Annotated in this window: 20 protein-coding genes; 1 reads left to right on the forward strand and 19 read right to left on the reverse strand. The window is 45.1% G+C overall.

Features of this window, described 5'->3' with window-relative positions:
- Positions 1–4 precede the first annotated feature (4 nt).
- The 18 genes from rplO to rplC all read right to left on the reverse strand — a co-directional run bounded on the left by rplO (position 5) and on the right by rplC (position 9,412).
- Positions 5–448: a 50S ribosomal protein L15 gene (rplO, locus tag HWQ39_RS18670; protein ID WP_292848139.1), complete on the reverse strand. Its 444-nt coding sequence runs from the start codon at positions 446–448 to the stop codon at positions 5–7.
- A 103-nt stretch (positions 449–551) separates the two neighbouring features.
- Positions 552–1,079, reverse strand: a complete 528-nt coding sequence (gene rpsE, locus HWQ39_RS18675) for a 30S ribosomal protein S5 (protein WP_094328453.1) — start codon at positions 1,077–1,079, stop codon at positions 552–554.
- Between the two features lie 93 nt (positions 1,080–1,172).
- Positions 1,173–1,535: a 50S ribosomal protein L18 gene (gene rplR, locus HWQ39_RS18680; protein WP_292848142.1), complete on the reverse strand. Its 363-nt coding sequence runs from the start codon at positions 1,533–1,535 to the stop codon at positions 1,173–1,175.
- A 2-nt stretch (positions 1,536–1,537) separates the two neighbouring features.
- Positions 1,538–2,086 (reverse strand): 50S ribosomal protein L6, encoded by a 549-nt coding sequence (gene rplF, locus HWQ39_RS18685; protein ID WP_292848145.1) that lies wholly within the window; start codon positions 2,084–2,086, stop codon positions 1,538–1,540.
- Positions 2,087–2,158: 72 nt separating this feature from the next.
- Positions 2,159–2,560: a 30S ribosomal protein S8 gene (gene rpsH / locus HWQ39_RS18690; protein WP_094349096.1), complete on the reverse strand. Its 402-nt coding sequence runs from the start codon at positions 2,558–2,560 to the stop codon at positions 2,159–2,161.
- 20 nt (positions 2,561–2,580) lie between these two features.
- The gene (gene rplE, locus HWQ39_RS18695; protein WP_292848148.1) at positions 2,581–3,129 is read right to left on the reverse strand and encodes a 50S ribosomal protein L5; all 549 of its coding nucleotides are present in this window, start codon (positions 3,127–3,129) and stop codon (positions 2,581–2,583) included.
- Between the two features lie 117 nt (positions 3,130–3,246).
- Positions 3,247–3,600: a 50S ribosomal protein L24 gene (gene rplX / locus HWQ39_RS18700; protein WP_179068335.1), complete on the reverse strand. Its 354-nt coding sequence runs from the start codon at positions 3,598–3,600 to the stop codon at positions 3,247–3,249.
- Entirely contained in the window at positions 3,600–3,968 is a 369-nt protein-coding gene (rplN, locus tag HWQ39_RS18705) for a 50S ribosomal protein L14 (protein ID WP_069070772.1), read from the reverse strand. The genes rplX and rplN overlap by 1 nt, the downstream gene beginning before the upstream one ends.
- A 46-nt stretch (positions 3,969–4,014) precedes the next feature.
- Complete coding sequence (gene rpsQ, locus HWQ39_RS18710) at positions 4,015–4,263, reverse strand: 30S ribosomal protein S17 (protein WP_094349093.1); 249 nt, start codon at positions 4,261–4,263, stop codon at positions 4,015–4,017.
- Positions 4,264–4,269: 6 nt separating this feature from the next.
- On the reverse strand, positions 4,270–4,497 hold the full coding sequence (gene rpmC / locus HWQ39_RS18715; protein WP_179068334.1) for a 50S ribosomal protein L29: 228 nt from the start codon (positions 4,495–4,497) through the stop codon (positions 4,270–4,272).
- 3 nt (positions 4,498–4,500) lie between these two features.
- Positions 4,501–4,926, reverse strand: coding sequence for a 50S ribosomal protein L16 (gene rplP / locus HWQ39_RS18720; protein ID WP_069070775.1), 426 nt, complete (start codon positions 4,924–4,926; stop codon positions 4,501–4,503).
- A gap of 87 nt (positions 4,927–5,013) precedes the next feature.
- Positions 5,014–5,796: a 30S ribosomal protein S3 gene (rpsC, locus tag HWQ39_RS18725; RefSeq protein WP_292848150.1), complete on the reverse strand. Its 783-nt coding sequence runs from the start codon at positions 5,794–5,796 to the stop codon at positions 5,014–5,016.
- A gap of 54 nt (positions 5,797–5,850) precedes the next feature.
- Positions 5,851–6,207, reverse strand: coding sequence for a 50S ribosomal protein L22 (rplV, locus tag HWQ39_RS18730; protein WP_069070777.1), 357 nt, complete (start codon positions 6,205–6,207; stop codon positions 5,851–5,853).
- 94 nt (positions 6,208–6,301) lie between these two features.
- Positions 6,302–6,580 (reverse strand): 30S ribosomal protein S19, encoded by a 279-nt coding sequence (rpsS, locus tag HWQ39_RS18735; protein ID WP_012410721.1) that lies wholly within the window; start codon positions 6,578–6,580, stop codon positions 6,302–6,304.
- A gap of 107 nt (positions 6,581–6,687) precedes the next feature.
- Positions 6,688–7,551, reverse strand: a complete 864-nt coding sequence (gene rplB / locus HWQ39_RS18740; protein WP_292848153.1) for a 50S ribosomal protein L2 — start codon at positions 7,549–7,551, stop codon at positions 6,688–6,690.
- A 134-nt stretch (positions 7,552–7,685) separates the two neighbouring features.
- Entirely contained in the window at positions 7,686–8,000 is a 315-nt protein-coding gene (locus HWQ39_RS18745; protein WP_069070779.1) for a 50S ribosomal protein L23, read from the reverse strand.
- Positions 7,993–8,631: a 50S ribosomal protein L4 gene (gene rplD, locus HWQ39_RS18750; RefSeq protein ID WP_292848156.1), complete on the reverse strand. Its 639-nt coding sequence runs from the start codon at positions 8,629–8,631 to the stop codon at positions 7,993–7,995. Before rplD ends, HWQ39_RS18745 begins: the two co-directional genes overlap by 8 nt.
- A gap of 148 nt (positions 8,632–8,779) precedes the next feature.
- Entirely contained in the window at positions 8,780–9,412 is a 633-nt protein-coding gene (rplC, locus tag HWQ39_RS18755) for a 50S ribosomal protein L3 (RefSeq protein ID WP_292848159.1), read from the reverse strand.
- 1,072 nt (positions 9,413–10,484) lie between these two features.
- On the opposite strand from rplC, the gene HWQ39_RS18760 reads away from it, so the two are divergent.
- Positions 10,485–10,961, forward strand: coding sequence for an NAD(P)H-quinone oxidoreductase subunit N (locus HWQ39_RS18760; RefSeq protein ID WP_292848162.1), 477 nt, complete (start codon positions 10,485–10,487; stop codon positions 10,959–10,961).
- Between the two features lie 42 nt (positions 10,962–11,003).
- Here the strand turns inward: HWQ39_RS18760 and HWQ39_RS18765 are convergent, their stop codons facing one another.
- A complete protein-coding gene (locus tag HWQ39_RS18765) occupies positions 11,004–11,477 on the reverse strand; it encodes a GNAT family N-acetyltransferase (RefSeq protein ID WP_292848164.1) in 474 nt (157 codons plus the stop codon).
- Positions 11,478–11,578 lie beyond the last annotated feature (101 nt).

Genomic DNA, 11,578 nt, shown 5'->3' on the forward strand with positions numbered 1-11,578 from the left:
TCACTCATAAGACTTCACAACTACCACCAGCTGCCTCAATTTTGCTACGAGCTGAAACTGTAAAAGCTGCCGCTTGTACATTGAGCGGAATGCTCAATTCCCCGTTACCTAAAACTTTCAATGGCCCTTTGACAGCAGTCAGGATACCTGCGGCTTTCAATGAGGTCAAAGTTACTTCCGTATTAGCGGGAAGGGAGGCTAGCTTCTCTACATTAATCGTAGTGTAAATCTTCTGATTAACAATCGGAAAGCCCTTCAGCTTAGGTAAGCGGCGGTACAATGGCTGTTGACCACCTTCAAAACCTGGTCGAGTCCCGCTACCAGAACGAGATTTTTGACCCCGCATACCTAAACCAGCACTAGCGCCTTGACCGGCAGAAATACCTCTAGCTACACGCTTCTTGCGTTTCTTTGAGCCTTTTTGCGGCTTAACATCATGGAGTCTCATAATTTATCAAGTTCTCATTTGTCGTTTGTCATTTGTCGTTTGTCATTTGTCATTTGTCCTTTGTTATTCACTAATGACTCATGACCAATGACTAATGACTAAATTAGATGTAGAGATTTTGAATAGGAATACCGCGATCTTCGGCGACTTCAGAAAGGGTACGCAGTGTAGATAAGGCATTAACTGCGGCTCTAGCATTATTGAGCGGATTGTTGGAGCCTAGTTGCTTGGCTAGAACGTTACGAACTCCTGCCAATTCCAACACAGTTCGCACTGCACCACCAGCAATTACCCCAGTACCAGGTGAGGCTGGACGCATAATCACTTTTGCCCCGCCACCGACACCATCAATAGGATGGGGGATGGAATTGGATTTGGTGATTGGGATATCAATAAGGTGTTTTTTGCCGTCGGCTACGCCTTTTTTAACGGCGCCAATTACATCGGAAGCTTTGCCTACTCCAACTCCTACCTGACCACGTTCGTTACCCACGACAACGATCGCTCGGAAGCTGAGTTTTTTACCACCTTTGACCACTTTACTTACGCGTCGGATTTGGATAACCCGCTCTTGCCAAGTAGTTTCTTCTTTTTTGGCACGCTTTGTTCTACTTTTACGCTCTGTTGCCATAATATATGCTCTGGTGAACGTCAGTTGTCAGTTGTCATTTGTCATTTGTCCTTTGTCATTTGTCCAATAACTAATGACTAATGACCAATGACTTTAGAAATCTAAACCAGCTTCGCGGGCTGCATCAGCTAGTGCTTTGACACGACCATGATATAAGTTACCACCGCGATCGAAGACTACTTTGGTAATGCCTTTTTCTAGCGATCGCAGTGCGATCAACTTCCCAACTTGTACCGAGGCATCGCGGTTTGCACATGACGCTAAACTAGATTTCAACTCTGGTTCTACAGTCGATGCTGCCACAATGGTTTGATGCTGAGTATCATCAATCAGCTGGGCATAAATATGCTCATTAGAACGGAATACCGCTAAACGCGGACGTTCTGGGGAGCCAATTACTTTGCCACGCACGCGTCGATGACGACGGTTTTTTGATTCTCTACGAGTAAGTTTCATTTCTACTTCTTACCACCCTTACCAGTCTTACCAGCTTTCCGTCTGACCACTTCACCGGCATAGCGAATGCCTTTACCTTTGTAAGGTTCTGGTGGACGAACAGCACGAATTTTGGCGGCTGTGTTACCGACGATTTCTTTGTCATAGCCGCTAACAATGACGTTAGTGGTACCTTCTACGGCAAACTGAATTCCATCTGGTGGTTCAATTTGCACTTGATGGCTGTAACCCATATTCAAAACTAGGTTACGCCCTTGAAGTTGTGCCCTGTAACCAACGCCTTGAATTTCCAAACGGCGCTGAAAACCTTGGGAAACTCCCTCGACCATGTTGGCAACTAAAGTGCGGCTCAAGCCGTGCAATTGCTTTGAGGTGCGAGTTTCATCCCGACGATTTACGTGTAATATTTCCCCCTCTTGAGAGAGTGAAACATTATCTCTGAGAGTGCGAGAAAGTTCCCCCTTCGGGCCTTTCACCACAACAGTTGTACCATCGATCGCCACTTGAACTTTGGCGGGAATAGTAATTGGACGTTTACCAATACGAGACATAACTTTTTGTCCTTTGTTATTTGTCCTTTGCCTTTTGTCCTTAACTCATGACAAATGACTAATGACCAATGACTACCAAACGTAACAAAGCACTTCGCCACCCAAGTTCTGACGCCGCGCTTCGCGGTCAGTCATAATACCACTGGATGTAGAAATAATGGCAATGCCAATGCCGCCTAGTACCCTTGGTAATTCTTTTCGATTTGAATAAACACGCAAGCCAGGCTTACTCACTCGCTTCAAGGCGGTGATCAGAGGCTGACGGTTTTTTCCCTTGTATTTCAGGGAAATCACCAGATTGCGTTTTACCCCTTCTTCTGCTTCTTCGATTTCAGCAATAAAGCCTTCCTCCCGTAGCACTTTGGCAATGCTTCGGGTCAATTTTGTAGCTGGCACTTGTGTAGTTTGATGCCGCGCCAGGTTGGCATTGCGGATGCGCGTCAGCATATCTGCAATTGTGTCGTTAGCCGCCATCGTTCCCTCTATAGATGAACTTATTGATCGCGAAAGGGCATTCCTAATTCTTTAAGTAAGGCGCGTCCCTCTTCGTCGTTTTTTGCTGTGGTGATAATGGAAATATCCATCCCACGCACTTGATCGATGCTGTCGTATTCGACTTCTGGAAAAATTAGCTGTTCTCTCACACCCAAAGTGTAGTTACCGCGTCCGTCAAAGCTTTTAGGGCTAACGCCGCGAAAATCTCGAATTCTGGGTAATGACAGGCTAACTAGTCTGTCGAAAAAGGCATACATCCGTTCGGCTCTGAGAGTCACCATGATCCCCACAGGCATCCCTTGACGAATCTTAAAGCCAGCGATCGCCTTTTTCGCCCTTGTCACCACTGGTTTTTGACCTGTTACCAAGGCAATTTCGTTAATGGATGCCTCTAGAGACTTCGCATTTTGAGCTGCTTCACCCAAACCTCGGTTAATCGTAACCTTTACCAACTTCGGTACTTGATGAACGTTGGTATATTGAAACTGAGTGGTCAGTTTGGGGACGATTGTCTCTTGATATAAGGTTTTGAGTCTTGTTGTCGCCATAGTTTTTTTGTCCTGATATCCCTGGGCTTGGTCAGGGAACAAAGTTATGAGTTATGAGTTATGAGTTATGAGTTATGAGTTAAATTTAATTCCTAACTCTTAATTCCTAACTTCTAACTATTTATCTAGAATTTCGCCAGTTTTCTTGAGTTTTCTGACTTTTTTACCTTCTGAGGTAAAGGTGTAACCAACACGACTAGCGACGTTTTGCTTGGTGGAATAAAGCATGACGTTGGAGCTATGAATTGGGAATTCTTGGGTAATAATTCGCCCTGATTCCCCTTCTTGCTGGGGTTTGACGTGCTTGGTTTTAATGTTGACACCTTTGACGATAACTTTACTCAGTTGGGGAAGTGCCTGAGTAATTTCGCCAATTTTTCCTTTGTCTTTGCCAGCAATCACTTGTACAGTGTCGCCAGTTTTGACGTGCATTTTATGGAATACTTTGGGCGTACCCTGTTTGGTTGCCATTAAAGCACCTCCGGAGCCAGAGAAACAATTTTAGTAAAGTTTTTATCGCGCAATTCCCGTGCAACTGGGCCAAAAACCCGTGTACCTCTAGGATTACCGTCTTTGTTGATGATTACAGCAGCGTTATCATCAAAGCGAATACTCATGCCACTGTCACGACTTACAGCTTTCCGAGTCCGAACAATTACTGCTTCCACAACATCAGACTTTTTTACAGCCATGTTAGGTGTAGCATCTTTGACAACTGCGATAATTTTATCGCCGATAAAACCATAACGACGGTTGCCTCCGCCTAAGATGCGGATGCACATTAGCTTGCGGGCGCCGCTATTATCTGCGACATTCAGGTAGGTCTGGGGTTGAATCACAATTATTCTCCCTTGTAATGTTGTTAGTTACTAACAACGATGAGGTTTAAGTAGGCTTGACGTTCAGGACTTCTGTGATTTTCCAGCGCTTGGTTTTACTCAGGGGTCTAGTTTCCTGAATGCGAACGCGATCGCCTACTTTACACTGATTTTCTTCGTCGTGAACTTTATATCGTTGGGTGTTAACCACAATCTTGCCGTACTTGGGGTGAGGAGCGCGGTTTTCTATGGCGACTACCACAGTTTTTTGCATTTTATCGCTCACTACCAAGCCAACTCGTTCTTTAACTGCCATAATCTCCTACTTTTTTTCTTTAGCCGATTGACTTGCTGCCCGTTTGCGTTCTGTTTCTAGTGTCAGCAATTGGGCTAGGCGGTGGCGCAATTGTCGAAACTGGTGGGGCTTTTCTAATTGTCTGGTGGCTTTTTGCAAGCGCAACTGAAATAGTTGTCTTTTGATTGCGACAATTTCATCAGAGAGCTTCTCGTCACTTAATTCTCTAGCTTCTGAAATCTTGGGAAGAGGCATAAGTTACTCCTGCTCCTGTGGTTGAGAGCGCACAATAAACTTAGTTTTGATGGGCAGTTTAAATGAAGCCAAACGCATTGCTTCACGGGCGATTTCTTCAGAAACCCCACCGATTTCAAACAAAATTCGTCCTGGCTTGACTACAGCTACCCAAAACTCTGGATTACCTTTACCAGAACCCATCCGAGTTTCAGCAGGACGCATGGTTACAGGTTTATCAGGGAAAATCCGAATCCAGATTTGTCCACCCCGACGAATATAACGAGTCATTGCCCGACGGGAAGCCTCGATTTGACGCGAGGTAATCCAAGCAGGTTCTTGAGCTTGGAGTGCAAAATCACCGAAGTTGAGGGTACTACCACGGCTGGCTAGTCCTTCCATCCGTCCCCGCTGTTGTTTGCGGAATTTAGTTCTTCTAGGGCTTAACATGGTTTGTTACTTGTCATTTGTCATTTGTCCTTTGTCATTTGTCATCTGCCATTTACTAATGACTAATGACTAATGACTAATGACGATTTATCCTTCATTTGAGCGGTCTTCAAATTGCTGGCGACGACGTTGTTGTTGACGGCGACGGGGTTCACGATCGCGATCGCGGGGGTCCCGTTCGCGATCGCGGCTTGCTGGTGGTAGTGGATCTGGTTCCTGTCCAGGAATAATTTCTCCTTTAAACACCCATACTTTGATACCCAAAATGCCGTAAACAGTTTTTGCTGTGCAATAAGAGTAGTCAATGTCAGCCCGTAAGGTATGTAAAGGTACTCTACCTTCACGAGTCCACTCTGTCCGGGCAATTTCTGCACCGTTGAGGCGACCGCTGACTTGGATTTTAATCCCTTGGATACCAGCGCGCTGGGCACGTTGAATAGATTGCCGCACTACCCGCCGAAAGGAAACCCGACGTTCCAATTGTTGAGCAATGTATTCAGCAATTAGGTAAGCATCAGCATCAACTCGTTGCACTTCAACTACGTTAATGCGAATTTGGCGATTGCCACCCAACACTCCTTGGAGTCCGGTACGTAAGGATTCAATACCTTGTCCACCACGACCTACGACAACACCAGGTCTAGCTGTGCGCACTTCTAAGTCGATTTGGTCGGCTTTGCGCTCAATCCGCACTTCGGAAATTCCGGCGTTGTTTTGAGCCTGTCTACCCAGCTTTTGATCTATGTATTGACGGAGTTTGTAATCTTCTTGGAGAAGTTCTGGATAGCGATCAGGAACAGCAAACCAACGGGATTGATGTTCATGTGTAATACCCAGGCGAAAACCAACTGGATGAATCTTCTGTCCCACGAATGCTTCCTCTAAAATTTCTTACTTTACGCAATTTATTCGTGTAAAAAAAGCTTATTTTTCTGGGGCGGCTGCAACAGCCACAGTAATATGACACGTCGGCTTGCGAATTTGGTAAGCTCGACCTTGCGCTCTTGGTTGGAAGCGCTTCAACGGCGGCCCTTGATCGGCATAAGCCTGAGTAATCACTAGTTGAGTCCGATCTAACCCAGCATTGTGTTCGGCATTGGCAGCAGCGCTTCTGAGAACCTTCAAGATGGGTTCAGTGGCGCGATAGGGCATGAATTCCAGGATGATTAACGCTTCTCGATACGATCGCCCCCGGATTTGATCGAGTACCCGACGCACTTTGTAAGCCGAGATGCGGATAAAACGAGCGATCGCTTTTACTTCAGTAGTATTAGTAGCCATAATTTTCTCCAATTTTGTTTTTCGTCCTTTATCCTTTGTCCTTTGTCAAAAGCTAATAACTAATGACCAATGACAAATGACCAATGACTAATAACTACCTACCCGCTTTTTTGTCGCTTTTTCCATGACCTCTGTAGGTGCGTGTCGGGGCAAATTCACCCAACTTGTGTCCTACCATCTGTTCATTTACAAAAACTGGAACGTGTTGGCGTCCATTGTGAACAGCTATGGTATGTCCTACCATTAAGGGCAAAATTGTTGAAGCTCGTGACCAAGTTTTAATAACTTCTTTTCTGTTGTTGTCGTTGAGCTTTTCAATTTTCTTTAGAAGATGATCCGCAACGAAGGGACCTTTTTTTAGAGAACGACCCATAGTTCAATTTTGGATTTAGGATTTAGGAATTAGGAGTGAGGAGTTAGGAGTGAGGAGCTAATAAGTTAGATTCAACTCATAACTCATAACTCATAACTTCTAACTCTTTAAGATTCACGACCACCGCGACCGCGTTTAGAAGACTTACGACGACGACGTACAATTAACTTGCTGCTAAGTTTCTTGCGATTGCGTGTCTTTGCGCCCAATGTGGGTTTACCCCAAGGTGTAACAGGCCCCGATCTACCGATAGGCGCTCTACCTTCACCACCTCCATGTGGGTGATCCACTGGGTTCATGACGCTACCTCTAACCTTAGGACGGCGACCTTTCCAGCGATTTCGTCCGGCTTTACCTGCACTCAGGTTTCTCGCGTCAGTATTGCCCACTTGCCCAATGGTCGCGTAAGACTCGCGTCGAATCAAGCGGACTTCTCCTGAAGGCAACTTGAGAGTCACGTAATTACCTTCTTTCGCCACGACTTGAGCGCTAGCACCAGCAGCACGTACAATTTGACCACCTTTACCAGGAGTCAGTTCTACGTTGTGAACACTAGTACCCAAAGGAATTTTCCAGAGTGGTAAGGCATTACCATCTTCAAAGGGAGACTCAGGCCCAGAAATAATTATTGTTCCAACTTTCAACCCGTTGGGGTGAAGGATGTACCGTTTTTCGCCATCTTGGTAATACAAAAGGGCAATTCTGGCGTTGCGGTTAGGATCGTATTCAATTGCTGCGACTTTAGCAGGAATATTATGTTTATCCCTTTTAAAATCGATGATCCGATAAAGCTGTTTGTGTCCGCCACCCCGGCGACGACTAGTAATCCGTCCGTGATTATTCCGACCTTTGGCGCGATGCTTCGAGGTTGTTAAGGATTTTTCTGGCTCGGTTCTAGTAATTTCCGCAAAGTCAGAGATTGTAACTTGGCGAGTGCTGGGGGTATAAGGGCGATAAGAACGAGTACCCATAATCTATTTTGGATTTTGGATTTACTTAAATTTTGGATTTTGAATTTTGGATTTTGGATTTAATGAGTGTTTAACTAATTGCGACCATCTTTGATACTTATTCAGTAAACTCCTCAATCTAAAATCTAAAATCTCTAGACTTCTGGGAATAGAACTTGTCTAATCTTGTCTTCATCCCCAGGTGCGACAGTGACGATCGCTCGCTTATATTGGGGTTTATAACCAATAAATTTACCAACGCGCCGCTTTTTACGTGGTGGTAATGTGGTGTTGACTTTTACAACCTTGACCTGAAACAAGTCTTCGATCGCAGCCTTAATTTCTGGCTTTGATGCCTTGGGAATTACTTCAAAGGTGTACTTGTTTTGTTCCATCAAGATGGTCGCTTTCTCGGTGACGATTGGGCGACGTACTAAGTCGGCTAGGTCACGGGGGTCAAAGCTAGGCACTGTAGACCTCCTGAATTTTTTCTAGGGCTGATGCCGTAACTACAATTTTGTCAGCGTGCAGTAAATCAAAAACATTTAGCTGGTCGGCTGCAATTAGTTTTAAATTTTCAATGTTGCGGGCTGACAGATAGACGTTATCTGTATCCGCAATTTCAGACAAAATTAACAGTGCCTTGCTTTCTGGTACTACTCCCCAACGGTCAAGCGCTGCCACTAATTCTTTAGTCTTGGGGCGAGATAGCTCAGTGCTAAATTCTTCTACTACGATCAAGTCCTCAATGCGGCTGACAAATGCTGTCCGCAGTGCCAAACGTCGCTCTTTGCGGTTCAATTTGAGGTTGAAGTCTCTGGGTTTGGGCCCAAAGATCACACCACCACCACGCCACAATGGAGAACGAATAGACCCGGCACGAGCGCGACCAGTACCTTTTTGTCGCCAAGGTTTCCGACCGCCGCCTCTGACTTCAGCACGAGTTTTTGTACTGGCATTTCCTTGACGAGCATTAGTCAATTGCCGTACTAAGGCGCGATGCACAATATGAGACGCTGTTTCTTCTTTGGCAACGCGCAACTCGAAGGTCGTCTCACCGACCTGTTCTCCTTGCCAATTTTTAACTACGCTTTCAACCATTTTTCTTATCTGTCCTTTGTCCTTTGTGAGCCACTGCGGTCTTGAGGTTTCCCCAAGTAAAGCACGTGGCGTCATTTGTCATTGGTCTTTTGTCATTTGTCCTTAGCCAATGACTTTTGACTAATGACTTCTGACTAATGACTTTTGACTATCCCACTACTTTTGCAGGCACAACGCTGACTAGAGCGCCTGGCTTACCAGGAATGGCTCCTTTAATTAGCAATATGTTGCGTTCTGGATCAACTCTCACTATGGTCAGCTTGCGGATTGTGATGCGTTTTCCACCTAAACGTCCTGCCATCCGCTTACCTGGATAGACACGACCTGGTGTTGTACCAGCACCAATTGATCCAGGCGCTCTGTGGTTTTTGGAACCGTGTGACATGGGCCCACGAGCAAAGTTGTTGCGCTTCTGGTTTCCCGCAAAGCCGCGACCGATGCTTGTGCCGACGACATCGACAATTTGACCTGCACTAAAAATATCTGCTTTGATCTCTTGACCTAAAGCATAATCACTAGAGCTATCGGTGTGATATTCATTTAAGTGACGCAATGCTGGGGCGGATGATTTAGCCAAATGTCCCAGTAGTGGTCTGTTTAGTGCCTTGGGTTTAACTTCGCCATAACCAACTTGAATGGCAAAATAACCGTCGGTTTCTTTCGTTTTAACTTGTGTAACAGTGCATGGCCCTGCTTGAATGACAGTCACAGGAATAGCTACTCCTGCTTCGTCAAATATTTGGGTCATGCCCAGCTTGGTGCCGAGAATACCTACAGACACAATAACTGGTTCTCCTTTCTACTTGCTGACCTTGGAATTGGACTCTAGAGGACACGTTTTGTACGTATCAGTTTAGGCTGGGTTAGCCTGCGAAATTTGGAATGGCTTTAATAAACCGCTCCAAATGCTTTCGGACACAACAAACCGTGTCCGTACTGCTTGGTGAATCTGTTTAGCTTCACTCACTAGATCACCAGAGCAGCCACAAGTCCCTTCCCAGTGGGAAGGAGTAACTTCTGGAATCAATGCAAGGCGCTACAGCTTTAAGCTGTGTGCAGCAATGCTTTTGTCCAAGCAATTGCTCTGGCACTTTCTGGAGGCAGCGCTGTCGGCGGGGTTTCCGATTTTTACACGCCTATGAGACGGGTTCCCGGAGATTGGCTACTGCCGTGTTGCAGTAGGACTTAAGCGGTTTTTACCGCCCAGTATCCGTTAACTGAGACTGACGTAATGCCATGAAACCAACATTGCTGCTCAGTTTTACTTCCTTAAATACCTTAAACTATTGTTTAAGACTTTGCCTACTTTTTCAGAGGCGCAGGAGTAAACTTACCCTGGAGCTTAGGATTTGCTTTGGTTATTCGTCCATCCGCTCCAATGTTGACCTGAAAGCTTTCTTAGTTTACCAGTCTATGATCAATCTGAGTTAGATTATCCAATTTGGATTAATTCATCAGCTTTTGATGCTAACACTACCTCAGAATGACAGTAAAAAGTTAACCTAATTTGCGTTTTTGGTCACAATCTAATAATATAAATTATTTATTTATGTTTGTCCAGTAATTTATAGAGTTATTTTTAGGGAATGGGGACTGGGGAAGAAGCAAAGGAGCAGCACTTCTCTACGAGACGCTCCGCGAACGACTACGCTCAGTGACCGAGGCGCAGGGGGCAAGGGGGAGAAATCAATTCAAAATTCAAAATTCAAAAACTCTGCCTCCTGCCTGGTTGTTGAGCGTAGTCGAAACACTGCCTCCTCTTTCCCCTCTTTTCAATGCCCAAAAAAATGCTTTTAATCTATCGGTTCAGGGTAAATAATAGAGATATTCTAAGTGGGATAAGACGAAAATCTATGGCACTAATTACCACTGGCAACGGTTTAATCCGCGATCTGGAAAAATTTGGCGCTCTTGGTGTGTATGTACCTCTCGAAGGGGGTTATGAAGGTCGATATCAGCGCCGAATACGGGCGGCTGGCTATACTACCCTCCACATTACGGCTAAAGGACTGGGTGACGTAGCTGCGTATCTCACAAGAATTCATGGAGTCAGACCTCCTCATCTTGGGAAAAAAAGCACTGGTAGTGGTGCAGCAGTGGGTCAGGTTTACTATCTGCCGCCAATTCTCAATTCTCATCTAGAACAGTTACCACCAAAGTCAAAGGGGCTGGTCTTGTGGATTATTGAAGGGCATATTCTTTCTAATGAGGAGGTTGAGTATTTAACGAACTTGCCTCAGCTAGAACCACGAGTGAAAGTCATTATTGAGAGAGGTGGCGATCGCGCTTTCCGTTGGACTTCTCTAGAAAAAACTCTGTTAGCTAGTTAGTCCTTTGTCATTAGTCATTAGTCATTTGTTCATAACTAATGACTAATGACTCAATTCAATCAGCATTTCAATAATGCTGAAGCGAAAACCACAAGATGCAAATAACCGCCGTGAAGCCTCGTTAGCAATTGCTGTATCTAGACGAATTTGCTTGACACCTATCTGATGAAAGCGTTCAACACTCAGCATCACCATCTGCCGCGCAATCCCCTTTTGGCGATATTCTGGTTCAACCCAGATATCATGAATAAAAGCAAATTCCTGTAACTGATAAATTGGTATTTCTCGCTCAATTGTTGCTACAAGAAATCCTACAATTTGCCCTTCATTTTCGGATACTAGAAATACACTACGATCGCTATTTGCTAAACGTGTCAACCATTGTTCATAACGCTGTTCTGGATGCGGTAGAAAACCATACTTGGCAGAATCCCAAGACTCATGCAAAGCACAAATTTTGGCAACCATTGGTAAAACTGCGGGTACGTCTGTGATTGTGGCGGGGCGGATCAGCATAAGCTTTCAAGCACAAAAAGCACAAACAAGAAAGAATGCCTTGGAGCATCCGTGAGAGGTTAGAATGATTGTACATTTGTCAAGAGGGTGCGGGAAAAGGG

Origin of the sequence: Nostoc sp. NMS8 (genome assembly GCF_017115045.1) — a bacterium.
In the GTDB taxonomy this organism is placed as follows: Bacteria; Cyanobacteriota; Cyanobacteriia; order Cyanobacteriales; family Nostocaceae; genus Nostoc.